14 protein-coding genes, 1 tRNA gene and 5 pseudogenes are annotated in these 24685 nt (G+C 59.3%); 6 read left to right on the top strand and 14 right to left on the bottom strand.

Going from position 1 to position 24685, the window contains the following annotated elements; all coding sequences use genetic code 11:
• Positions 1–4 precede the first annotated feature (4 nt).
• The gene (locus I6F35_RS18580; RefSeq protein ID WP_225119112.1) at positions 5–1141 is read right to left on the bottom strand and encodes a glycosyltransferase; all 1137 of its coding nucleotides are present in this window, start codon (positions 1139–1141) and stop codon (positions 5–7) included.
• Between the two features lie 1140 nt (positions 1142–2281).
• Between I6F35_RS18580 and I6F35_RS40525 the strand changes: the two are divergent.
• A pseudogene (locus I6F35_RS40525) lies at positions 2282–2609 on the top strand (type II toxin-antitoxin system PemK/MazF family toxin).
• Between the two features lie 69 nt (positions 2610–2678).
• Here I6F35_RS40525 and I6F35_RS18565 read toward each other — a convergent pair.
• From I6F35_RS18565 to I6F35_RS18550, 4 genes and pseudogenes are all read right to left on the bottom strand, one after another.
• Entirely contained in the window at positions 2679–2906 is a 228-nt protein-coding gene (locus I6F35_RS18565) for a hypothetical protein (protein ID WP_225119111.1), read from the bottom strand.
• A gap of 99 nt (positions 2907–3005) precedes the next feature.
• Positions 3006–4591 (bottom strand): annotated as a pseudogene (locus I6F35_RS18560) (IS66 family transposase).
• 96 nt (positions 4592–4687) lie between these two features.
• Entirely contained in the window at positions 4688–5035 is a 348-nt protein-coding gene (gene tnpB, locus I6F35_RS18555; protein ID WP_208831149.1) for an IS66 family insertion sequence element accessory protein TnpB, read from the bottom strand.
• A complete protein-coding gene (locus I6F35_RS18550) occupies positions 5032–5448 on the bottom strand; it encodes a transposase (protein ID WP_208831151.1) in 417 nt (138 codons plus the stop codon). Before I6F35_RS18550 ends, tnpB begins: the two co-directional genes overlap by 4 nt.
• Before the next feature lie 705 nt (positions 5449–6153).
• Here I6F35_RS18550 and I6F35_RS18545 point away from each other — a divergent pair.
• Positions 6154–6230 (top strand) — tRNA-Arg (locus I6F35_RS18545).
• A gap of 365 nt (positions 6231–6595) precedes the next feature.
• Here I6F35_RS18545 and I6F35_RS18540 read toward each other — a convergent pair.
• Together I6F35_RS18540 and I6F35_RS18535 are read right to left on the bottom strand one after the other, a co-directional pair.
• The gene (locus tag I6F35_RS18540; RefSeq protein WP_346283180.1) at positions 6596–8341 is read right to left on the bottom strand and encodes an AAA family ATPase; all 1746 of its coding nucleotides are present in this window, start codon (positions 8339–8341) and stop codon (positions 6596–6598) included.
• Positions 8286–8503 (bottom strand): annotated as a pseudogene (locus I6F35_RS18535) (conjugal transfer protein TraA); the annotation flags it as partial. The gene I6F35_RS18540 and the pseudogene I6F35_RS18535, both read right to left, overlap by 56 nt.
• Before the next feature lie 22 nt (positions 8504–8525).
• Here I6F35_RS18535 and I6F35_RS18530 point away from each other — a divergent pair.
• Complete coding sequence (locus tag I6F35_RS18530) at positions 8526–9293, top strand: hypothetical protein (RefSeq protein ID WP_225119109.1); 768 nt, start codon at positions 8526–8528, stop codon at positions 9291–9293.
• Between the two features lie 27 nt (positions 9294–9320).
• Entirely contained in the window at positions 9321–9725 is a 405-nt protein-coding gene (locus tag I6F35_RS18525) for a hypothetical protein (RefSeq protein WP_225119108.1), read from the top strand.
• An 11-nt stretch (positions 9726–9736) separates the two neighbouring features.
• On the opposite strand, the gene I6F35_RS18520 is transcribed toward I6F35_RS18525, so the two are convergent.
• Genes I6F35_RS18520 through I6F35_RS18505 form a run of 4 tightly spaced genes read right to left on the bottom strand, consistent with a single transcriptional unit; the run spans position 9737 to position 13841 of the window.
• On the bottom strand, positions 9737–10432 hold the full coding sequence (locus I6F35_RS18520; protein WP_225119107.1) for a hypothetical protein: 696 nt from the start codon (positions 10430–10432) through the stop codon (positions 9737–9739).
• Entirely contained in the window at positions 10345–12033 is a 1689-nt protein-coding gene (locus tag I6F35_RS18515; RefSeq protein WP_225119106.1) for a restriction endonuclease, read from the bottom strand. Before I6F35_RS18515 ends, I6F35_RS18520 begins: the two co-directional genes overlap by 88 nt.
• A 1-nt stretch (position 12034) precedes the next feature.
• Positions 12035–13258 (bottom strand): HipA domain-containing protein, encoded by a 1224-nt coding sequence (locus I6F35_RS18510; protein ID WP_208830769.1) that lies wholly within the window; start codon positions 13256–13258, stop codon positions 12035–12037.
• On the bottom strand, positions 13251–13841 hold the full coding sequence (locus tag I6F35_RS18505) for a helix-turn-helix transcriptional regulator (RefSeq protein WP_208830771.1): 591 nt from the start codon (positions 13839–13841) through the stop codon (positions 13251–13253). The genes I6F35_RS18510 and I6F35_RS18505 overlap by 8 nt, the downstream gene beginning before the upstream one ends.
• 132 nt (positions 13842–13973) lie before the next feature.
• Here I6F35_RS18505 and I6F35_RS18500 point away from each other — a divergent pair, with 132 nt between their 5' ends.
• Both I6F35_RS18500 and I6F35_RS18495 read left to right on the top strand, forming a co-directional pair.
• Positions 13974–14225, top strand: coding sequence for a hypothetical protein (locus I6F35_RS18500; RefSeq protein WP_225119105.1), 252 nt, complete (start codon positions 13974–13976; stop codon positions 14223–14225).
• Between the two features lie 172 nt (positions 14226–14397).
• Entirely contained in the window at positions 14398–14580 is a 183-nt protein-coding gene (locus I6F35_RS18495; protein ID WP_225119104.1) for a hypothetical protein, read from the top strand.
• Positions 14581–14729: 149 nt separating this feature from the next.
• Here I6F35_RS18495 and I6F35_RS18490 read toward each other — a convergent pair.
• The 3 genes and pseudogenes from I6F35_RS18490 to I6F35_RS18480 form a co-directional block, all read right to left on the bottom strand.
• Positions 14730–16068: pseudogene (locus tag I6F35_RS18490) on the bottom strand (site-specific integrase).
• An 843-nt stretch (positions 16069–16911) separates the two neighbouring features.
• A pseudogene (locus I6F35_RS18485) lies at positions 16912–18294 on the bottom strand (trehalose-6-phosphate synthase); the annotation flags it as partial.
• 1624 nt (positions 18295–19918) lie between these two features.
• Positions 19919–22423, bottom strand: coding sequence for a Ulp1 family isopeptidase (locus I6F35_RS18480; RefSeq protein ID WP_225119103.1), 2505 nt, complete (start codon positions 22421–22423; stop codon positions 19919–19921).
• Positions 22424–24685: the final 2262 nt, after the last annotated feature.

Genomic DNA, 24685 nt, shown 5'->3' with positions numbered 1-24685 from the left:
TACTTCACGAGTGGCTGCGTCGCTGATGTCCGAGGGCGCCGAGAAGCTCCATCTCGTTGACAAGTCCAGATGCATCGATGTCGACCCTAATAGCATCACCAAGCTTCCGGGCTGCAACTTTGAATTGCGGTTCGGTGATCAGCCGGTTTATCGCTGCCGCTATCTCCTGTTCGGAAGCCGTCGGTCCCAATCGAAGTCCCACACCCTTCGCCTCAACTCGCGCGGCGTTGGCCAACTGGTCTCGTGCCATTGGCAGAACGAGTTGCGGCAAGCCGTTGATCAGTGAACGGGTGACGGTGCCGTGACCGCCTTGCGATATGACCAGCGAAACGTCCGCCATGACGGAGTTATGGGGAGCACCGTGCATCAAATTCACGTTCTGAGGGGCGCGAAAGTCGACCACGTCCAGATTCGGGCCTGCTGTGAAAACAGCATCAATCTCAATCTTCCCGACAGCGTCGATGACGCGCTGGAACAGATCGCGCTGGTTCTGTGCACCTGTGCTACAGGCGATCAGCGCGCGGGGACGATCACGCTGCGCGGGCCATGGTGCCTGCCAGAAGTTTGACCAATTCGGCACATCGAGCAGCGGTCCGATATAGCGGAAATTGTCCGGAAGGGAGGAGGCTTCGAAGTCGAAGGCACGACTGGTCGCGAGCAGAACTCGGTCAGCCCGGTCGAACAGATCCATAACGTCCGGAAGAACGGGAAGTCCGAAATCAACGCGGGCCCGATTGAGGATAGGAAGGGACGCATTCATCGCGTCATTGAGAGCGGCACAGGCTGCTGCCACCTCGGCGCGCTCCTCTGGCGTTTTTGGCTGGCCCAATCCAGATGTCGCCGGCGGTATTCCCGGCAGGATCCGAAGGCTGACGTGAGGTGAAAGAAACGCGAGGGGAACGCCGGACGCTTCCGCTCCGAGTGCCGCTCCGAATAGAAAATCGACGCTAAGGACGGCATCCGTTGGTAGGCGGCCAATTTCGTCCCGAATATCGGTCGCGTAAGCAGAGCAAGGCTCAAAGACGACCCTTCGCATCCGGTCTCGCAAGTTCGAAACATCTGCTGGATCCGCAGCCTCACCGATTGGGGCGTTCCGCCACGAGATGAACTCGAAGCCGGCGGCGTCAACTTCTGCACGCATAGCGGGGTCCGCAATGACCCGAACATGGTGACCATGCCGGCGCAACCGCCGGGCAGCGGTGAGCAGCGGACTGAGATTTCCCAAGGTGCCCCAGGAGGCGAGGAGAAAGCAGTAAGATGTCACAGAAGTTCAGCTCCTTCGCGGTGGTACCTGAATGCGGCGCTCTCGCCACTCGCATATGAAGATCGGTCCACGCGCGTGCGTGGTCCTAAGAAGGCCGCAACGTGCCACGCGGCCCAGCCAGTGCGGCTCTCGCCTCACCCACATAGGGCAGGCCGGCCGCCCCAAGCGCTTCCACGGAATGATTTACCCCCACGGCGCACCACTACGAGCCCTCTAGTTGTGCGATCTTCGATCTGCCCTGACCCTAATCGGTTTCGACCTGCCATCACACGAAGTGACGCAGCCCCTCGAAAAGCACACTGGCTGAGCGCGTCAGGAGGATGCTCGCACTTCATGCGTTCGAAATACGAACCTCTCAATGCTGACGTCGCATAGTGCGAATGAGCAATGGACGCTTGCGCGGGTGTGGCTTTTGTCAAGATTTTTCAAGCCTACAACCTGACGCAACGTCAGATTCAAGCTGTTTTGTTGGTCTCCTAGAAGCTCATTCGATTCCACCGCGAGCGCAGCGCATCTCCCCGCAGGCATGCTTGAGAGCAGCAGGACGCAAGTGCACGCCATCGCAATTGCGGGGCCCACGCCGCTTATCGGCTGGCCCATTCCGAGACGATTTTTCAGCAGCGCTGCGCGCTCGACGTTTTAGCCTTTCCGGAACGTCTTGTTGAAATGCGATCGTCCACGACAGAGAATTTCGCTTGTCGTGTTCGGAGTTACCGGCGCAGCCCTCGAGGCAATCGGCAAAAGAGGTTGGCCAACCGGATGGGATTGGGCTGGGTTACATGTAACAAAACATGGAGGGTCGACGATGACGGCATCAAGGCCAAGCCTGGTCGGCTGAAGGTGCGGGAACATCGCGAGAGGCTGCGGGCGCACGCGTTGCGACCTATCCAGAGTTGGTTATCCGATGTGCCGTCTCCACCTTCCGCAAACCCAGGCTCATCCTCAGTCAGTTGCTGTTGCGGCCAGCAGCCATGCCCGCGAGGATCAGGCTTTCATCGACGTGTCCGACCTGGACGAATGAGACGCGGCGAGATCTGGACCGTCGCTGGCGGCGAGGATTAGGCAGGCAAGCGGGCGCCCGGTCGCCATGGTGTAAGACGACCGTTTCGATGCGCCCTACTCCATCACCATTTGCGCCTTCACCACCGATCTGGCGGATGCGCCGTTGTTCCGGCTCATTGTCGGCGAATCAGCGCAACGGCTTGCTCTCGACATGCTGGCTGACGTAGACAACCTCATAGCCGTTCCCAAGTCCAAGCTCGGCAGGCGTGCTGGTCGTCTCGACGACGAGGATAACGTACGGCTCAATCAAACCCTAATGGTGTTCCTCGGCATGGCCGCATAACCCAAGGGCGAAACAAAATAAGCCCGTGGCCGCCGACATAAGGTATCCATACGGCCAAGGCCGCGGTAGCTATGACTTCGGGCGACGGTCTTCTGCGGTCGGTTTCGGCGGTGCGTCGCCCGCTGCCCTGCGCTCATCGATGACATACCGAAGGTTCTCGATGCCGTCTTCGGTGAAGACCAAGATGGCTTCGCTCAATTCGGAGGCGGGATAATTATCATAGGCGCTCATGCAACCATCTTCGGAGAACAACTGGATCGAGCAATCGCGCAAGAACTCTTCGTCCTCATCGAGCATCTCGGCGACGTATTTGAGGGTCTAGAGAGCGGAGTTGCGATATCCCAACGGACGGCCTGTTCTGTGTGATCGTGAGAGCGGGGCAAGGTAAAGCCCGGATCAGGCAGCTTTGCCTGCCGCGATCATCAAGGGGCTCCAATTCCACGGAAGCACGTCCTCGAGCCGCGTGATCGGCGTGGCGGCGATGCGGGCGAGGACATCGGCAAGCCAGGCCTGCGGATCGATGTCGTTGAGCTTGGCGCTTGTAATCAGCGTCGCGATGAACGCAGCACGCTCGGCGCCGCGATCGGAGCCGGCGAAGAGCCATGACTTCCGGCCGAGAGCAAAACCCCGCAGCGCCCGTTCGGCGGCGTTGTTGGTCAGGCAGATCCGCCCGTCGCTGAGGAAGGAGGTAAACCCGTCCCAGCGCTTCAGCACGTAGTCGATCGGCTCGGCGACCGGAGAGCTGCGGGATAGTTTGGCTCGCTCGGTCCGCATCCATTCCCCAAGCGCATCGACAAGAGGCCGGCTCTCGTGCTGGCGTCGTTTCAGGCGTTCGCCGGCGGCAAGACCGTTGATCTCGCGCTCGATGTCGAACAGCGCGTCGATGCGTTTGACCGCCTCGAGGGCAATGGGGGAGATCGGCGTGGCGTTCTTTCCGCGCTTAAGATTGCTGGCGATGTCGGCGAGCACGAAGAACTTGCGGCGCGCATGCGCCCAGCACAGCGCCTGCGTCAGCGGAGCCGGGGCACGGTCGGCCTTCAACAGCGGATTATAGCCGCCATAGGCATCGGCTTGCAGAATGCCGGTGAAGGCCTTGAGGTGGCACTCGGGATGTTCCTGCCGCCGATCGCGCGAGGCATAATAGAGTGCCGCCGGCGGCGCTTGTCCACCGAACGGCCGATCATCCCTGACATAGGTCCAGATGCGTCCCCGTATCGGTCTTGCCGCGGGCCAGGATCGGCACCGTGGTGTCGTCGCCGTGCAGCCGCTCGGCGGCAAGCACATGGGCCTTGATCAGCTCATGGACGGGTCGCAGCGCGGTCGTGCACGCCCCGACCTGATCGGCCAGCGTCGACAGGCTGAGGTCGATGCCCTCGCGGGCATAGCGCTCGCTCTGCCGGTTCAGCGGCTGGTGCTGCGCGAACTTCTCGAACAGGATCATCGCCAGCAGGTTCGGCCCGGCAAAGCCGCGCGGCGTCACGTGGAAGGGTGCAGGCGGCTGCGTGATCTTCTCGCATTCGCGGCAGGAGAACTTCTCGCGCACCGTCTGGATCACCTTCCATTGGCGGGATCACTTCGAGCGTCTCGGTGATGTCTTCGCCCAGCTTCGCCAGCTTGGCCGAACCGCAGCATGGGTAGTTTGAGGGTGCGGCGATGACGACGCGCTCGCGCGGCAGATGGTCAGGAAACGGCTTCCTTGAGGGACGCTTGCGCGCGAAGGCCCTGACCGTCGACGACCGTGCCGCCATCTCAGCTGCCAGTTCGTCTTCGCCGGCGTCGGCCTCCAGCTCCTCGAGCTGCAACTCCATCTGCTCAAGCAGCCGCGCTTTCCGCTCCGAGCGGCTACCATGGATCTCGCGCTTCAGCTTCTCGATCTCCAGCCGCAGCCGTGCGATCAGCGCATCCGAATGCGCGTTCACAGCCTGCGCGCGGGCGGCCAGCGCCTCGGCTTCACGGCGGGCCGCGCGCTCGGCGAGGATCATCGCGTGGGCGGCGGCAAGATCAGTCGGGAGCGAATCAGGGGCGGCGTTCACAAGCCGACGGAATCACATCCACCCCTTCTTTCAAAGGCAAAACCGTCACCCGACCGAGGTCGGACGCCAGGTCTCCTGCGGGTTTCTCCAATCGATTCCGGACAGAAGATAGCCGAGTTGCGCCGCCGAGATCGTCACCGCGCCGTCCGCCGGGCTTGGCCAAATGAACCGCCCCCGCTCCAGTCGCTTCGTGAACAGGCAGGCCCCCTGGCCGTCATGCCAGATCACCTTCAAAAGGTCACCGCGGCGTCCGCGGAAGCAGAACAGATGCCCGCTCAGCGGATCGCGCTTGAGCACCTCCTGCACCTGCAAAGCCAAGGACGGAAAGCCCTTGCGCATATCGGTGTGGCCGGTCGCCAGCCACACCCGCACGCCGGAAGGAATCGGGATCATCGCCGCTCCAGAACATCGAGGATCCGGCCGAGCGCCTCGGTGTCGACGTCACTCTCGACCCGCAGGCGGCGCCCACCGCCAAGCTCGACCGTCACCATGCTGGGCTTCCGGCGCGGACGATGTGTGGATACCGGCTTCAACGGCGCTGTGGTTGGCGACGCCGCCGGCGTCGGCGGTGGTGGCAGCGCCTCAACGATCTCCAGGGGAATGAATTGGGCGGACGGCGCGGGGATCCGGCAGAGCTGCTTGCGCCACCGAAAAAGCTGGCTCACATGGATGCCGGCCAACCGCGCGATCTCTGAAACACTGGCTCCCGGCTCCAACATTGCCGCGACCAGCCGCTCCTTCTCCTCCCGAGACCAGCGCCGACGTCGCTCGACCGACGTGATCACCTCAACACGCTGCGTTGTCATAGGACTACTCCTAGTGCTTGCACTAGGACTTGCAGCCTTCAGACGCTCTCAGCAAGGCGGCCCTCGCCGGATGATTACGACATAAGCGCCGAGCCGCTCACAAGCGCAACACATCTCGTTAGCACCATAATAGTCAACGCGTGCCGCCGACACATTGGAAGTGAGGGCCATTATTTCCGTGTGCGGCTCATCGAGCATGGCCACGAACTTAGCGACTGTATCGTTTCCCACAGTTGGTGAGCGAGCATCGCTTTCCAGCCTGTCGTGGTCGAGTTTGATCAAGCGACATAGCGGGGCTGAAAGTCGCGGCGCTACTTTCTGCTGTTTTCGATTTTGGCGAAACGCCTCAAGATCCACTGCGGCCCGGCCCTACTTAGGTCGAGGGGGCGCGAAAGGCCTCTTGGTTCAATTTTCATCCAGCAGCCTTCGAGTGACAGCATCGATTTCATTCGTGTCCCTCTTTGCCAGCACGATCGGGTTCCAAATTGTTGGGGCATATTGCTCAGGCGCCTGATCCAGCTGTTCAGGATCGTTGACGCCGAAGGCCGTCTTACTCTCCCTCGCCGAAATGCCTCCGAAGGCATGTATCAAGCCGCTGGTGCGAAAAGCGAGGAAGAAAGAGTATTGTACTGCAATGGCTTGCGAGGGCTACGCGTTGGGGGTCACTCATACGCGAAATCCGCGTAAGCACTGCGTAAGCAGTAAGCACCCGTAGCTCAGCTGGATAGAGCGTCGCCCTCCGAAGGCGAAGGCCACACGTTCGAATCGTGTCGGGTGCGCCATTTAGGTCCAAAACTGCGAGCACCGGTCGCGGGTACGCTTTTTCCCTACAATAACCTGTTTTAGGGGGCGGTATCGACTTATAGTTCGGATCATATGATCACCGATTTCGATTTGATCAATGACGGATCGCAGATAAGTCTTCCGGAATGGCACGTTTCCGTTTGAAGGGAGCGCCGAAGCGCGGACCAGTAGAATTCGTCCGGGATGTCCATCCACTGTGCGCGAAGCTCATCAAGCAGTTGCGCGGATCGCTCGGCCTCAAGCCTCACAATCAGCAGCGTGGCACGCAACGAGGAATCCGAGATGCGGCTAAGTATTGTGTCGGCCGCGTCCCTCACTGCATCGGCCCTCTCGTTTCCGCGCTCTACCAGCCGTCGTGATGAGCAACCATCCGCAGTCGCCTGACAACAAAGCTGGCCGTCGCAGGGCTGTCGAGCTCGATGCTGGCGCGGAAGCGCGCAGCCGCTGCTGGCGCTGCGATCGACGCCAAATAGAACGCGTCTGGTAACTCGCGCTGCGCGGACCAAGCCGCCTCGAGCGCCAGTCCAGGTGATAGCTCGGCGGCACGGTAGAGCAATGTACGTCCCACGCCGGACCCAGTCCTGTCTTCGCTCCCGAACAGCCCGATGATTTCCGACAACATGCCCTCGGGAGCCTCCAAAATCGAACGCTCGATTGCTGTAGCGAATGGTGAAATCCACCGACCGGGCAGGTCGCCGCACAAGTATTTGTCCCGCCAGTCGTCCGCGTCTTCACCCTTTATTAGCGGCAGCACTAGCTCAAACCGAGCGCGGCCGGGCAGACCGACTTCGTTGATCATCGTCCCGAGCGTACTCGCGAAAAGCAAGTGGTTGGGTTCATTCCACAACTGCACAGCCTGCCGAACGCGATGGACCACCAGATCCGGTGACTGGAGCTCGAGAATTGCTCCCGCGGCCGCATCGAGGCGACCGCTCAGCCCCGGCGGCGCATGATTGAGCAGCGCGCCAAGCGCTGCGTCGACACCACCCTCGGACTCAGACATCGCTATAGTGAGAGACGCCGCACCCATGAAAATGGGATCAGTACGGCCGCCGTCGAGGCTACGAATGATATCTTCTTGCGTTAGCCTTCGCGCCAGCAGCATTTCTGCGAGGTCATCCGAGTCTATCCGAAGGGATCCGTCTTGCAGGATCAGCCGGTCACTTGCGACCAGGGCATCGAGAGGCTCGGTAAGGCTCGATCCGTCTGCTGCTTCAATCCAACCGTCGGTAGAAGCCCGAAGCTGGTCGCCAAGCCAAGATAACACCTTGCTGGCAACAATGGCGCCAACCCCGGCAGACCGCAGTTCGCGCTCGACCTCAAGGCGCTGGGCTTCCAGAATGCTAAGTCTCGTTACAACTGCGGGTACACTCGCCTTCAGTCCCGCGAAGAGAGCAATGAGCGACGGGCTCCTTAGCCTGACCCCGCGATGCTGCGCCGGAGATACACCGTAGACGCCATAAACCTCCTCTGCAGCCTCCGAATCGAGATCTCCGAGCAGGTAGCTCGGCGATTCCTCGTTGGTTTCCTCCGGCCGAAACAGTCTCTCCTCAAATCCCGGAAGCTGGCTGCGGACGAGCTTCCAAACCTCTTGGCGGGCCGTCAGGACAAGCCTCACTGATGCTTTTCGTGTGATGTCGACTGCCGATCCCAGCCACTGTGAGAGAATTTCGAGAACGTTGGCACGTACCCGATCGAGCCCATCGACTATGAGAAGTCTATTGCCAGCCTCGAGCCATTCCCAGATCGACCGGTCTATCTCGTGCTGCGGGACGCGGCCGAGAGGTCGCGCGGTGAGTAGCCGGGCGATTGTGTCCACGGGACTGCGATCCGACGCGGCGATCTGTTCGGCGGGTACCAGCAGCGTTACGAAACCTTCCGGCGGCGAGGCCAAGAGGTGGGACGACCAGCTGGTCTTCCCTTGGCCCGACCCTCCGACCGCTACGAAAGTGCGGAAATCGGCGAAGGCACGTTCGAGGGTGGTTCGCGCGACGTAACGATCCGGTCGGTACCGGCCACTCGCGGTCCGTACCGCTTCTTTCCCTTTCCGGCGTTTCCCGCTCCGGCGTCCAGCCGCTGTCCGGGCCAGGCACTCTCCACGAGAGCGTTTGCCATCGAACATGTTGCGCACCTTCTCGGGCACGACCTTGAGCACGATCTCGGCCATGCGTTCGCGGAAGGTGATTCCACGCCGCTCGGCGTAGCTCTGTATCGGATCGGCACGCTCGTAGTCCGAAGCCATGTCCTTGGCTGGCGCTTCGTTTGAATCCGGCATGCCGCTGGTATGGGATCTGAGCGCGGAAATCAGGGCGTGGCTCACGCCGGACAAGCTGCGCGAGCTGAACAAGGGCTGGCACGCCCAGGGTAGCGGAAATCCGGACGAGGTCATCGATACCCTCGTGGCATCGCTGCTCGACGGCTCGATGCACTACGAAAACATCCTCGGGAATCTGGAAGTGCATTTCCAGCAGCCCGTCAACGCGAGGCCTGGCCATGTCCGGCAAGCCTATCACGGGCTTTATTCGTGGCTGGTCGAGCTCGTCTACCATCTGCTCTGGTACCGCCACGTTCACAACGAAGCGTTCATAGGCAGGTCGCCGCGGTATCTCGAAGACATCGCCGGCCTGGCACAGCAGAACGCACCCCTGTGGATCTTCTCGCTCAATCATGACTTGGTCATTGAATGCCTGGCTGCCCGGTATGGCATCCGGCTCGATTGCGGTTTCTCCGGTACCGGCACGCTCCCGCTGAGGGATTCGGCCGGAAACAAGATCGGCGAGTTGCCGATCAGCACGGTACCGGTCGAGCGCCTTGAGAAAGCGGGGTTTGATTTCCGGAACCTGAACGAGTCCGGCATAAACCTGATCAAGATTCACGGCGCGCTCGACGTGTTCACCGCGCGTGACAGCCACGACCTTGTCAAGCTGGCACCCGTCGGCGATGGCGTCGGCGGCGTTCTGGGATCGCTCCGCGCCGCGAACGAACAGCTTTTATTCGCGGCGCCCGGCTATGGGAGCGGAAAGGTCAAGGCGATAAACTAGATCGCTTACGCTGACGAAACTGGTGAAATGCAGTTTCTCGGGCGGACGATCCTGTCGGGCGCCTATAAGTTCGACAAGCGCTCGACGCAGGTGCTGCCGCCAGCGATCCTGAATCAGTTCCGCACCCACCTGCTCCGTGTCTCGCATCTGATCTGCATCGGCGACGGGTGCGGTGATGCGCACATTAACCAGATTCTGCGCGAGTGGCTTGAATTCAGCGGCGACCGCAAGCTTGAACTGGTCGGACCGGGCAGGAAAACATGCCCTTCCTTCATCGGGCATCTTTCCAGTCAGGTCATCCTGAAGGATGAGCTCGCAACGGACTATCTAGAGCAGTACGCGCTGACGCCCCTATCCATGCACGAACGCCTCCTGAGGGCAGGTCTGCGCCGGGCCCGCAACAGCCGCCGGAAAAAGATGGGCTTCGCCTGAATTCCCTAAACTTACGCCGCATCGTTTGACTGGATAAGCGGTGTGAACAGGTTCTTCAGCGCCGTATCGTCAAACACATCGTTCGCTTTGGCCTTTGAACCCGGGAATGACGGAGAATCCGAAACTTCGGTCTCCTCCTCAAGCTTCGTTATGCGATCCTTCACTCTCTCAATGGCGCGCGATACCGCTTGCGAGCTCAGTCCCACGCGCTCTCCGAGCTTATTGATCGTATCGATATGCTCCAGCAGCGTTGACTCTGAATCCATTTCTTCGACGACCGTCCCGACATTCTCGATTTCATACCGGATCGCGTCATCGACGGCATGGAAAAGCTGGTCGGTCAGATGACGTCTCCAGTCATCGACCGCGTCCGATATTTTCTCCAGCTCTTCGGAGGTCAGGTTCGTTTCGAGCATGGCAACTGCGGCCGCTTCGAGATGGTCCGCCATCTCATCGGCGCGTGGCAGCTCCTCGAAGTAATCGCCATCCCTTAGTTTCGCGATCAATTCAATTGCCTCTTCGCCGTCGCGCCAGGAATCGAGGCCGCTGACAGGCGATTGGGACAATTCAAATGCGGCATCGGAAAACCGCGTGTCGTTCGTCTCTCCCCACCATCGGATCAGTAACTTGATACGATCCGTGTTCGAAAGCCCCTTCGCATAGCGCTGTGAGATATGCTCTCTTTTGACGACCATCCAGGTCGGCAATTTCGGAAACTCCTGCGCAACATCGGCAAAGCAGAGGGCAAACTTGGTGAGCGCGTCACCAGCGAGCGGCATCTTGACGCCAAATCGCCAGACGGCTTCAGCCCAGTCGGTTTGGCGGGCACTCCGCGCAATCTCCAGAAGCAACGGCTCGTCACTAGATAGCCCGTGAGATAGTCGCGCAAAGAAGGATTGACGAAACCGACGTGAGATCCCCTGATCGAGACGAAGTCACCCTCAAGGATTCTTAAGGATTCCTCGAAATCCTTGGGGCCATGACCGTTGCCATATTTGGCGCAAAGGCGGGGGTGAAGGCTCTCGTAAGCATCCCGAAGATCCTCGACGGTCATGCCGTATTCGGACCCGAAAAACAGCGCGATCAGGAGATGCTGGCGTGTCTTGGAGATATGCGTGCGAAATGCAATGTCCCACAACTGACCGGGATGATCGAGCGCATTAATGAATGCCGCGGGATAGGCGTCGGCCGCACTGTCGCCGATGCGGTTCACATCGGTCATCCATTCGATGATGCGCGGATTGAAGTTCTTGTGATCGACAATTCTTGCAAGCTCACCGCTGCTGACCAGCGACGCGATATGGTCGGAAGGCGTACCCGCTACCAGCAGATGGTTGTAAAGAATGAGGGCCTTGATACGGCGGGTATAGATGCCGACGTCGAGAACATATCTGCTAATATCCAGTCGCCGGTCCGCCAGATATTCCGAAATCTGGCGCGCCTCTTCGAAGATATACGCTCTCGTGGTGAGGATGAACCGCGCATTCGGCGAATTGCGGACGCGTTTAATGAATCTCGCCAGCTCTGAATCCTTATGCGCCAGCGCGTGGCGGTCGAGGGCGACCTTCCCGAGAAAATCGTCGAATAGAAAGATCTGTTTGGTTTGATCCTCAATCGCGGCGAGCCCGTCTTCCAGGCTGCGGATGGAGATCAGCTCCCATCCCTCGCCGCTATATGCGTAGCAGAGCATTTCAGCCAGGGTCGTTTTCCCGACGCCCGGCGGTGCCGAAATAATGACGACATGGTTCGATTCGAGCGTATCGCGTGCGCCATCGAAACTTGGATTGGGCGCATAAACCCGGACCTTCGCCTCGATCTCCTTCTTTGTCATCCTGTTGAAGGCATGAGCCGCCGACCGGACGATACGATCGAGGACCGCCGCGTCGGACAGCCAGAGCTTGATGTGGGATTTTACGATATCCGGGTATTTCCTCAGCAGCCCATTCAGGTCACCGGGTCCAAGGATGTCGGCTTCGCTTTTGAGCGCCGGCCCGATAAAGCCGGCAAGCTCCGACTTATTCAAAGGCGTGAGCGGGCAGGATGTGGCCAGGACGTAACGGTCCGGATTCAGCTTGGCAATCGATGCGCTCTCGCGCTTTATCTGCGCCTTCAGCGAGGCATACGAAGAGCGTGCATAATGTTTGGCCTGAAGTATCATGGCCGACGCGCCTTTAGAGTGGCGGCCGTCGACTCCGCCGTCGGGTCCCGGCGCAAAGGCCTCGAATCGGATGCCGAATTCCCGCCCAACAAGATCGCGAACAAGATCCTCGAAATCGACGGGCGACAAATTTCCGAAGTCATAGGCCATGCTACAGCTCGGTATAGAGCGGAATCGACGCGGCATGAGCGTCGATGATATCAACGACCTTCTTTTCAAGCGGCAGGTTTTTCTTTTCAGTCGCCCAGAGCGTCTTGAAGCGCTGAACCGTCTCTGCGGCCGTATCGAGCACCAGCTTCTCGCGCAGCCTCGCTTTGGCTGCCAGGTGTTTCAGCTCGTCTTTCGAGAACTCGCTCATCTTTTTCGTGCGCGAGTATTTGAGCGCCATCGTGTCATCCGGAATGTAGGGTATCGTCGAAAGCAGGTCATATGCGGGCGACAGGGTCGGCGTCTTCCCGTCGGTGTAAATGAGGGACCAGTTCTTGAGGTGCATGTCGGCGTTGCCGATCAGGGCGCTGAACACGAGCCTGCGAATAAACTCCGCGATATCGGCATCGCCGGTCTCAATGCCCAGCACGCCGGCTATGCGGCGGTAGGTGGCGTGTTCGTATTTGCCTTCCGGATAGATGCTGAACACCTGTGCGAAGTCTTCGATGTGGACGGGCCCCTTCTCGCCGCGATCGAACCGCCTGATGGCCATCGCCTGTCCTTTCAACTCGCCGATGCCTTCCGGCAGTCCGTCGATGGCCTCAAGGTCCAGCAACTCAAGGTCGGGGACATCCATGCCCATCGCTTTCGCGAGAGTCATCATGGAGTACTCGTTCTCCGGGACGCCCGGATACTGTTGCGACGGCAGTTTCACGATCCATGAACCGCCCACGCCTTCGACCGGAATAACGAGGCCGCCTCCCTTCTTTCCGTTCTGCAGCGCCGAGAACTTGAGTTGAACGCCGGCGAGAGAAAATCGCAGCATGTTTCTCCGCTCTTCTGGCGTCGTTTCTGCTTCGACCTGCGGCGGCAGTTCCTCGCCGTCAGCCGGGCGAACGGACACAGCGCCGGGCAAGTCCTGACCGAGCATCCACAGCAGAAAGAACTCGCTGTGCTCTTTCACGCCCGCCCGTTCGGCGAGGTACTTTCGGAGCGGCCCTTCCGGTAGCAGGTTCGAGAAGAACGACGGAACAACCTGACCGACGGGTTTGAAGTCGGTGATAAGCCCGCCATATTGGTCCTTGAAAGACAGGCTCAGGGTCGGCCGATTGGCGTCGTCAATATAAGCCTGATCGAATGCGAAGAGGTTGCGATTGCCCTGCACGTGCGTGATCGTGCCGACGGCGCGGCCTCCTAGCTGAACGTTCAAGACGGATACATCAGGCATCGTCGTCCTCATCGTCTACTGCATATGCTGACCTCGGCGCTTCGGAGGGGTTGTGCACCAGGTGATTGCGAAGGTCGCGCAGCTCTCTGGAAATGGCGGCAACGGTGCCTTTCGATTGCGGGCTTGCTTGATACCGCTTTAGCTTGTTGATGGCATCAACCACAATCTTGAGATCATTCTGACGAAGCGGGGCGTGCTTGAAAAACCGCAGACTTTCGGCAATACGGTCGAGGTCGGCCGAGCTGCCGTACAGGTGCTTCAGTTTGATGACGAGACGTTCACCTCGCTCGATTTCGCGCAGCGCGGCCTCGCCTTGCTCAGGAGAAAAGCGATCCTCGGCCGGCTGACGGATGATGCCCTCCACGGCTGGCAGAAATTTCTTGGGCACAAGGACGACTTCGAGATCGAGCGCGCGCGCGATCCGGAGGAAACTCGACAGCCCTGGTTCGAGGCGGCCTGTCTCCATTTGAGAGATGTGCGCTTGCGACAGGCCTGTGCGATCCGCCAGCGCGCGCTGGCTCATGCCGGTTTTGGCGCGCCGGCTCTGGATCTCATGGACCAGTTCCTCAGACTCGTACGACATTGATACAATATCCTGATCAAATTACGATTTTGATAGGTATAGTATATCGCTGGGTCGTTGTCAAGGTATTGATAAGTATCCTTATTAATATCTAACATCGATAAGCAAACTATATCGACAACGGGGAGAGAAATGAGCAAGATCCAGGAAAAGGAACGGGTGGCCCGGCGCCGCAAGCCATTCGCCTTAGCGCTCATGGACGACCATCCGGCCGCGATCGGTCAGGTCGCTCTGCGCGGCGGTATGCTGGACAACCTGATCGAGCTGACCGCCGAGCAGTTGATTCAGCGGCAGTCGCCGGTGATCCGGAAGGAGCTGAGCAAGTTTTCAACCGTCAGAAAAAATCGAACTGATCAAGGAAGCGCTCACGCTGGAAATGCCTGAGTGCTCGCATGCGATAGCGGAGTTCTTCAGCGAGATCGGCACCGCTCGCTCGGAAAGAAACGAGATCGTCCACCGCACCTGGCGGGCGACCGATACGGACGAAGTCACAGCCCTGGTCAGGGTCAAGCACAACGAACCGGAGGAGCTCGTAAGACGCGTCACGGCGGAGAGCATGATTGCCCTCGCCAATCGCCTGCTCGACCTTGCCGTCGAACTTGGCGATTGGAAGATCACAGCGAATAACGCCAACCTGCGCCGCTCGGCCAAAGCCCCCGGCATGCCGACGCCCGTCTGGCCACTGAACCCGCCGCGCAAATCAGCCAAGGACATCGCGCGGCGTTCAACCACCGATTGACCACCGTTACAGCGTGAACGAACGAAGAAGGCTGTCAGGCTACATCACGAAAAAAGCCAATGATCTCCGGGACGCTCGAACAGGCAGGGCCGTTCATAACGATCTGGTCAACGGCTGATGGCGCCACATAGTCGAATGCGTCAATGCGCTCAAGCAGCTATTTGCTGAGGGTTCTCGCGCACCGTTGACTGTTCATCAATGGCCTTGCTCAGAAAGCTGGCTAGAGCAACCTTTCGTGAGTCGCGGTCCAGCGCGTAAGCAGTTTGCTTGAAAGTGGCAGGCCTTGGATGTAGCCGGAGATCGTGTCAGCCGCCATGATGAGGGCGGTGTCGAGTGTGTGGATATATTTGCTGGTAACCGACCCCTTCGCATGGCCAACGAGTGCGGCGATCGTCACTTCGGTGAACCCGAGATCATTAGCGATACTCGCGAAGCTGTGGCGCAAGACATGCGGCGTGACATCCGAAAGAGACGAGTTGCGGAAAAGCTGCTCCCAATGATTGGGGAAGCTGCCAAAGGCGTTGTCGGCTCGATATCCCGGAAAGACATAGGATCCGAGCTTCTGCGATCTTCTCGCCTTTAGGAACTCCACCACGGAAAGCCCGACCGGCCGAATTGAAGCTCCCTCTTTGCTGTCAACCAAGCGTAGACAGCTTGCTTCGGTGTCTACCTCGGACCACTTGAGGCCCAATTATTTCGCTGCGTCGACAGCCGGTCAGAGCGATCTGGCGAATGATGTCGACCGTGGTGGTGTATTTCTCGTACTTGGCGGCCGCGCGCAGCATCTCACCTAGCGTTCGATATTCCGCTTCAGTCAGGCGGCGATTGCGGACATTGTCTTTCGGCTTGCGAATACCGTGAGCTGGATTGTGCTCGATGATTCCGGCTTCGACGGCATAGGAGAAGATGCCGCCGAGGAGACCAATGGTCCGCGTTGCGGTGCCCGCGCCGCCGCGCACATTGGCTTTGCCGCGAAGCTTCTTCGTCTTGACGCTGACGCGGGTCTTCCCGGCCATGATGTCCTTCAAGACCCCGCTTACGTCGGCCTTGATGAGATCGTTGACGCGGCGCGAGCCAATCAACGGGATGATGTGCCGATGGATGCGGCCGGTGTCCGTTACGATGGTCGTCACCTTCTTCGGACGTCCGCGCTTGCCGAGCACGAGGCCCGCTGCCAAGTCCTTGAGATAGAGTTCGCACAGCTCCTTGACGGTGATCGCCTTATGGTCGAGCTGCCGTTCCTCGGCCGGATTATCGCCCTGCGCCACCCGACCCAACTGGATCCGGGCTTCCTTTCTGGCGAGCTCTGGCGTCCATACGCCAGGTGTAGCGACGCGAGCGTCCGGCAGAGCGGTACTGAATGAGGTAGCTGCGCTTACCCGACACGAACATGCGCAGGCCCAACCCGGGCAGTTCGTCGTCCCAGATGACATAGTCCCTGCTCTGCGGCTCGGCGGTCTCGACAACGCGTTTGGTGAGCTTAGCCACGGAATTTCCCCGGTCCGAAGCCCGTCTCCCGCGTAAGCACCACGTAAGCAGTTGAAAGGAAATCGGGGCGTGTCGCAGAATACGATCTGCGGCGCAGAATTCCAGATTGTCCAGCAATTATAGTAGCATAGCGAAAGATCGGATGCCCTGGCGTCTTTTGGCGTAGGGCAACTTAAATTGCTCCTGCAGCTTTCAAAATATCCGCGACGTATTCTGCCCCAGCAAAGCGCAGATTCCCGTCATGAGGGCGGCTGGAATGACCGTCCGCGCTACACAATGCTTGGCGCCGATGATCAACTTGTTCTGCCACTCGCATAAGCGGCAGAACTTGATAGACGTCAGCTCTTGGCCTTGGCGAGTCACGAAAGTCCGTGCGCCAGCCCACGCCGCGGGCTGAAGTGCCTTCGGAGAGCAAACACGCTGACCCGCGGTTTTGCAGCCCAAGCGCGCGGATCAGCCCCCTTGAAGCCGAGGGATAAGAATAACGTCATCTCCGAGCGGATTGTTTGGGGTCGGCTCCCTTGCCCGTTTGGTCAACAGCGCCGTGTAGAGATGACCGTGAATGTACAAATCAGTCCTAGGCTGGACCTGCGTCGGCACGAGGTTATGTGCATTAAGTGCGCCGATCACGACGTCGGAGGCCCGTTGGGGACCATGGTCAAAGTCGAAGCCGTCGATTTTTGCATAAACCTTAGGTAGTACCAGGTAGCCAGTTGCTGCAGACGGCGGCTTGGGCGATAACTCCAACTGGCTCGAACTCTCTGCTAACTCCTCCCCGAGCTTCCGCCGTTTTGAGCTACTCGGCGCCCCAGCATCCGGCTTATTGAACCGCTCTGCCACTCTCCGGTTTCTCTCCAACGCACGCACGAAGTTCGCCGACCATTCCTGAATGCTATGGTCTTTAAGCTTGCTCATCATCGGTTCCCAGCGTTCTTGGCGCTCCTTGAGTGGCATCGAGATCGCAATCGAAAGCGCACGCTCGATGTCGCCAGGCTTGCGGGGATCGATAAGCAGCGCCCCATGGAGCTCCTGGGCCGCGCCCGCAAATTTCGACAAGACGAGCACGCCGGGATCGTTGCGGTCTTGTGCGGCGACATATTCCTTCGCCACCAGGTTCATGCCGTCGGACAACGGTGTCACCACGCCGACTTCCGCGGTTCGGTAGAGACCGGCGAGCACGGCTTGGCTGAAGCTCGAGTTTAAATAGCGCATAGGCGTCCAGTTGACATTGCGATGTTCGCTATTGGCATCGCTGACGAGACCGGCAATGTAGTTCCGCAGATTGCGATAGGCTTTGATACTACCGCGCGACGGGTTAGCGATCTGCAAGAGCGAGATACTGCGCGGCTCCTTGGTCCACAGATGAGCGAATTCGTGGATGCGTTTGTCGATACCCTTGGTGTAATCTAGCCGGTCGACGCCTATCGCAAGCTTCTTGCCGTTCAGCCCGCGCGGAAGCGACGAGACATAGGGCTGCGAGATCGACTCCTCAGCGTATTTGGCGAACCTCTCTGCATCGATCCCGATTGGAAATACCTGGCATCGGGTTCGGCCATGACGCGAGATCACATGACCATCCTCGGTGGTCACCCCGATTTTGTCATCGATACAGGCAAGGAAGTTCTGGCGGTCCCTCTCGGTCTGGAAACCGATCAGGTCGTACGCCAGCATCGACCAGATCAGGTCACGATGAGGCGGCACGCTCCGCATCACGAGGGGCTCTGGCCACGGTGTATGCAGGAAGAAGCCGATGGGCTGGTTGACACCGAGCTCACGCAACCTAGCGCCAAGCAGAAGGAAATGATAATCGTGCACCCAAAAGGCGTCCCGTTCGCTAAACTTGAGCAGCGAGCGCGCCATGAGCTCGTTAATCACACGATAACTGTCATAATCGTGTTGCGAGAAGCTGACCAGGTCGCCAAACGAATGAAACGCTGGCCACAGCACCGAATTCGCAAAACCCTCATAATAACCACCATAATGCTCGCCCGGCAGATCAAGCGTCATAAGCTCGCCTTTACCGAGCGCCTGGACATTGGGTTGCCTGCGGCGAGCATCGGCCTCTTGGACCGATGCCGCCACAGGATCGCTGTGGCGAGCAGTAGCCCCCACCCAGATCGCTCCGGACTCTTCGACAATTGGGAGCAGGGCCGCAGCAAGACCACCCGTGATGGGTTCGTTTGGATTGCCGCGCGCAACGCGGTTCGAAACAACGACAAGGCTCAAAGGTCGTCCGTGGCGCGTCTCGTCGATAGGACTGTCGTCATCTGTAGAAATGCCAGGAGGAGCAGGATCATTGACACCGCTGGCTCCTGCACCAGCTCGTTGTGGCTCGCCTCGTTGCGCCTCGATCAGCTGCCGCTCAAAACCCGCTTGTTCCGCTTGCTGCTGTGACGGCGCAGCGCAGCTCGTCTCGGCGACATCTGGGGCGAATGATTTTGCGTTACGACATGGGTCCATGCTGTTTCCTCTGAGCAGCGACCCCCGCGTCTGCACATTGTATCCTAGCAGGCTTTGCTTTCGAGAAGCTGACGAGCCTTGGAGATTCACATGGAGTCAGTAGAAACCGCGCCGATTTCTGTTGGAACGCGCGGTGTTGGTGGTCCAGCGAACCAAAAACTGCTGATCGCCACCAGGTGTCGAGCGCGGCACGCTGATGCTGGGGCCGACGCGACGCTCCACGGCCGGCGAGGTTTGGTGTCGGATCAACTCACCGATAGCCACCGCTTCCGCATCCTCTGGTCGATGATTGCACGCGCGAGTGCGCATGTACAAAGAGCTCCTGTTGCCGATGATCTATTGCAGCCATGTCATGGCTGACATCAAGGGATAGCCACATACTCCAATGCACCTGGGATTTTCAGACCTTGAAGCCTTTCCTTGTGATCATGAAGCTTCAGAGCGCGATGGCCGGATGTATGATTCAGACTGTACAACCTGAGACTACGTAGTGTTCAAGCCCCATCGCCGTCGCGGCGAGCCTCATTGGCTGTCATACCCGTCTCAGGTGCGGCAAATCCTGGCAGCTTGGTGATCTACTGCCGCGTCAAGCGCCCCAATGCGCGAGCGCCGCCGCCAATGACTACCAACCACGCAGCAAACGCATTAGAATCTCACCAGGAATGTGCCGAATGCGTCATAGCTCTCAAGGTGCGGGATCTATCGGGATACAGAAGCTGACGAAGCCGCGGATTTTTGAGGAATCTGGCGCAACCTAAGAGCGGCCGTACTGTCGCGACGATTGATCGCGCTGGAACAAGCTCACAAATCCTCGCCTGCTGCCGAACAACTCACGCCGTCGCGCGAAGGCCGACCGGCGGATTCTCATGGTGGTTTGTATGTGCTCGCGGCACGCACAGCATGGCCAGCGGAGGCGGTATAAGTCTGTCAACCATTCAAGCTTCGGAAAGGAGGCGCCTGGCTGCAGGTTTCCAGAACTTGGGCGCCGATCGACCCAGGCGCGGGAGCATCGCTGCATAGACGCAGCATGATTGGACAGGCGATTCAATCAAAATATGGATCAAAAATGCCGAGAGCCAAGCCGCCGGGTGCGATCGTCAATTCGTGGAGCAATGGTGGCGCGACGTCTCCACGTGTTTAGCTCGCAGCTGGGCTTTTAGGCCCAGCTGCGGCTGTTTGGGAACGATGATACCTGAGAGGTTGATGATGGCTGTGCGGCCGTCGGAAAGCTGGCCGCGCAATTGCCGTGGGGCTCCTTCGCCGTCTGCGAAAACAGCCTTAGCTCCAGCCTCCGCCCTGATTTATGAGACACCATGATGCTCTGCGAACGCGCGATTGTGGACCTTCAATCGGCGAGAAGTTGCATTTCAACCAGCTGCGCGCGCCCTATTCAGTTGAAGCCGACCCCAGCGCTTAGCCGGTCCTGCAGTGCCCGCCGATTGATGCGGAGGTTGCTGAGGTTCAGGGGGTCTGGATGCCATCCTTCCGCCAATCGCCTAACCAGCTCCCGGGTGCCGTCCACGACAAAGACGCCGCAATCATAGGTATTGCTCTGCTCGCGCATGGAGCCCTGTTGCAGGTTGGCCTGCAGCCGTTCTGCGAGCTGCTCTGCGGGCAAGTTATTGGGTCCTGGCGCAGAGTCATAGTGATAGGCAACCGGTCTTGCCCGATCGCGGCGATCAACCAGCAGCAGCGACCAGTGACTGCCGCGCCACCCTCTATCCGCAGCGCTGGCATCGCTTACCGGCAAGAACAGGAAGTCGGCTGTATCACCGCGAATCCACCCGAATGCGCGTTCCGCGTCCTCGTTGGAGCCTGACCGCAACATTTGGGCTATCAAAGGATCCACGAACCGCATCCGGGCGGCGAGATCGGGATTGCTCTCCTGCAACTCCCGCCTCAGGACCCCATAGTCCCGCTCGATATGCTCGTCACCCAGCCACTGCGTGGGGCCCAGGACGCGTCCGCTGCGGTCGACGGAAGAGGCTCCGGTCAAAGAGCCGATCTGAGCACGCGGGACCGGGGCCGGCCGAGGATGATGGATGAATTGTGCACCGCGTCCTCGCGGCCCTAATGCGATCGAGTAGGTCTCACCGTTGATCAAAACCTGCCTTGGGCCGCTGAACTGGGTCGGCAGCAACCCGTGGTTATTCAGGATACGGAGCTGGACATCCGCCACCGGCTGGGAGCCATGCTGCCAATCCTCGGGAACGAGATATCCGATATCCTCAAGCTCCTGAAGCACGCCTGATGGCCCGACGAAGAACGCGGCACTACCGGCAGGGCTGAGCACCGGCGCTGAGTGAGCATCGTCACGCATCTCGTGCGGTGTGGCCGGCAGATCAACGAAAGAGTCGAGACCGCGGTAGATCTCTGACGACCGAGCTGGCGCGTCTGATTCGCCGGTGAACAGCGGCGGTCTGCCGGCGGCCCTACCCACCGGCGCAGACTGAGCATCGTCACGCGTCTCCTGCGGCGTGGACGGCAAATCAACGAAAGAGTCGAGACCGCGGTAGATCTCTGACGACCGAGCTGGCGCGTCTGATGGTCCGGTGAAGAGCGGCGGTCTGGCGGCAGCCCTACCCACCGGCACAGACTGAGCATCGTCACGCATCTCCCGCGGCGTGGACGGCAGATCAACGAAAGAGTCGAGACCGCGGTAGATCTCTGACGACCGAGCTGGCGCGTCTGATGGTCCGGTGAAGAGCGGCGGTCTGGCGGCGGGCCTACCCACCGGCGCAGACTGAGCATCGTCACGCGTCTCCTGCGGCGTGGACGGCAGATCAACGAACGAGCCGAGACCGCGGTAGATCTCCGACGACCGAGCTGGCGCGCCTTCCGGCGTCGGCCACTCAAAATCGGACGGCAGGTGCGGCGACCATGCTGAGCTCGACTCGCCAGGCCGCGGCTCCCCACCCGCCTGCTTTGGGGAGACCCCCAGTGCAGCGTTCGCCTTGACGACCCATACGTAGTGCCGAAGCCGATCGAAGCCCACGCTCACTTTTCCATGCGCTGCTGCAAAGTCCGTGTAATCGTCTTTCAACGACTGTTGCTGCTGATCGGTGCCGGTGATTCGGCTCACTATGCTCCCCCTCTGCTCCGTTTGGAGCCAACCACTGAATCTTCGTCGATTGCCGGCCTGATTTTGGATAGCTTTTTTTCTCTGGCGAGTCTCCTCGGGTTTGAGCATGCTCAGCTCTGTCTTTTCCAGGCCGTCAATGATGCGGGCGTCATCGGGATAAAGATGCTTCTTCGATTGGGACTCAGCGCCCAGGAACTGCCGAAGCCGATCGAAGCCCACGCCCACTTTTCCATGCGCTGCTTTAAAGTCCGTGTAATCGTCGTTCAACGATCGTTGCTGCTGAGCGGTGCCGGTGAGTCGGCTCACTATGCTCCCCCTCTGCTCCCTTTGGAGCCAATCACTGAACTTTCGTCGATTGCTGGCCAACCCTTGGATAACTTTTCTCTGGCGAGTCTCCTCGGGTTTGAGCTTGCTCAGGTCTTCCTTTTCCAGGCCATCAATGATGCGGGCGTCATCGGGATAAGGATGCTTTTTCGATTGGGGCTCAGCGCCTAGGAACTGCCGAAGCCGATCGAAACCCATGCCCACCAGCTTTCCCTCGGAAGCGGTAAAGTCCCTGTAATCCTCGTCCAACGACCGTTGCTGCTGATCGGTGCCGGTGAGTCGGCTCACTATGCTCCCTCTCTGCTCACTTTGGAGCCAAGCACTGAACCTTCGTCGACTGCTGACCATATTAAAGACCACGTTTCTCTGGCGAGTCGTCGCCTCGGGTCCGAGCTTGGTCAGATCTTCGTCGCGCAGCTCATTAATGATCCTGGCGTCGTCGGCATAAGGCTCATGCATCGGGGGGCGACTACGCTTGGCGAAATCCATGCGAAGCTCTGAATAGACCGCGTCGGACGTCGAGCCAGCCGACGACTTTTCACGACCACTCCTCTCGAAGACTTTGCCAAGCCTTGATTTGACCCGAGAAAATAGTCCATGGCTTTTACTGTCCTTCGTCCACGCGGCTGGCTGCGGTTCCGATGACGCTGTGTGGTGCATGCTACCGACTGCCCTGTCCCGCAAGTCAGACCGGTAATCGTTTGCAGCCGAGCCAGGCTGAGCACGAGGTATATCGACGCTGTACCGCGTACCGCCGAACGAATTGTCCCGCAGATTGGGTCGAGGCGACATCCGCATCGAACCACCAAGGTCTGTACGCTGGATGCTTTCATGCGACTGTGAGGCTGGAGTGTCGGGGGAACTAACCTCCGGCGAACTCTCCTCGGGAGAACGGATTTGCAGCTCACCCAATTTCTGCTCAAAGCCAGCTTGATCCGCAGGCTCCACGTCTGCCTCTTGCCGCGCACGTTGCTGCTCCTGTTGCTCGGCGTACCAGCGCATCCAAGAGTTCAGATCGTTGTAGCCCGGTTCCATACCACTCTCCCTAGATGATAACTCTTCATAGCTGCCCCGGAGCCACACTCCGGTGCACTGACCGCGTAGACTCCAGCTTAAAAAAACCGGCCATCAAGATCGCCAACTTGAACAAACGGACCGTTCATCGCGCCGCTCCGAGCTCGTGCATTACTCACACCTGCCCACACTTGGCTGCTGCAGCAGAGCGTCCCGGCCCTGGGGACAGGTGACCGCTCGCTAAACCGCAAAACAACCAGGAGAACGAAAGCCAGACACTTGCCCCAACCGAAAAGCAACAGCGTTCGGTCTCCTCCCGGGCAAAGTCGCATGCGGCACATCGGAGTCGAAAGCGGGCCGTCCAATTGCGGTTGGAAGACATCCAGGTTTCGATGCTTGCACTGCAATTTCTGCTTCGTCTTCAAGTCTTCAGTTCATGTCCTCACATTGGCCACAACCGCGACGTGCTTGCATAGCCACATACTTCAACGCACCTGACGCCTTCAGAGATTGAAGCCTCTCCTCGTGATCATGAGCTTCAGAGCGATGGCGATGTATGACTGAGACTGTACAACCTGACGCTACGTAGAGTTCAAGCCCCCATAGCCCTCGCGTCGGGGCACACCCCGGTTCCAGGTACGACAAATCCTCACAGCTTGGTGATCTAGCGCCGCCGCAAGTCTATTAATGCGCGAGGCGCTCCCGCCCATCATTACCAAAGATGTATTTGGCAGTGGCGAGGATCTGTGGGCTTATTCCAGCCCGATCAAGATCGTCAGGACGGCAACGGCCGCTCTGGTTGCGCCGGATTCCTCAAAACTCCGCGGCTTCGTCAGGTGCTGCTTCCTGATACGGGACAAGCATAGCAACCCAAGGGCAAGCGGAGTCCGCATAAGGCTCTCGACCATTCAAGCTCCGGAGGAGGCGCCCGGCTGCAGATTTTCCAGAACTTGGCGTTGATCGACGTTCCAAGCGCGCGAGCATCGCTCGCTCACACGCAGCCTGATTGGACAGGAGATTCAATCGAACGATGGATCTGCAGCCAAGCCGCTGGGTGTCGTAGCTAGGACAATCGGCTCTTGAGAACGGATGCCATATTGACTTGTTTCACCAGTGGGGTGTAAGCGGTTCTCTGCCACATCCTGTCGGATGCGAGCTGACCGGCAAGATACGAGCCGTCACACACAGCACGGCTCGCACATATGGTTGACCTGACGCTTCGAAGCCGCGGGGACGGGTGGACATCCAGGTCGGTGCGGGACATTGTGTGCAGACTCTCGCTGGGACGGTTGTTCCGGATAGCCGCCCGAGCCGATGAATTTTGAGACCTTTTCGTTCGGTTGGTGAGGTCAATCGTTACTATACTGTTGGATCCCTCTATCATTGTTTACAACCATGCAACGGGCCATGATGCCATTCATTGCGCTAACCGCCCAGTCCTCCGCGACCGATTGGTCGACGTTCACGCCAGGAAGTCCTCTGGGGGATCCGCAGCCTCTTGAATGAAAGCGTCAGCTAGTGAGTTCCGGAATGCGGAGATTTTTTCGGTGTCCATCTGCGAAATCGCGCATACCATTCGTTGATTGTGTGCGTCCATATACACGCGAGGACCAAAGGCATTGCCACTGGCATTTGGCGCCATCATTAGCGTGTATGTACTTGTCCTAGCCTTCGGCGATGTAAAACTGCGGAGGCCCACAGGAAGTGGTTTGGGGATCAGGACCGAGTTGACGAGCC

Origin of the sequence: Bradyrhizobium sp. BRP22 (assembly GCF_020194175.1) — a bacterium.
In the GTDB taxonomy this organism is placed as follows: Bacteria; Pseudomonadota; Alphaproteobacteria; order Rhizobiales; family Xanthobacteraceae; genus Bradyrhizobium.
This window is presented reverse-complemented; position numbering and strand designations above follow the sequence as displayed.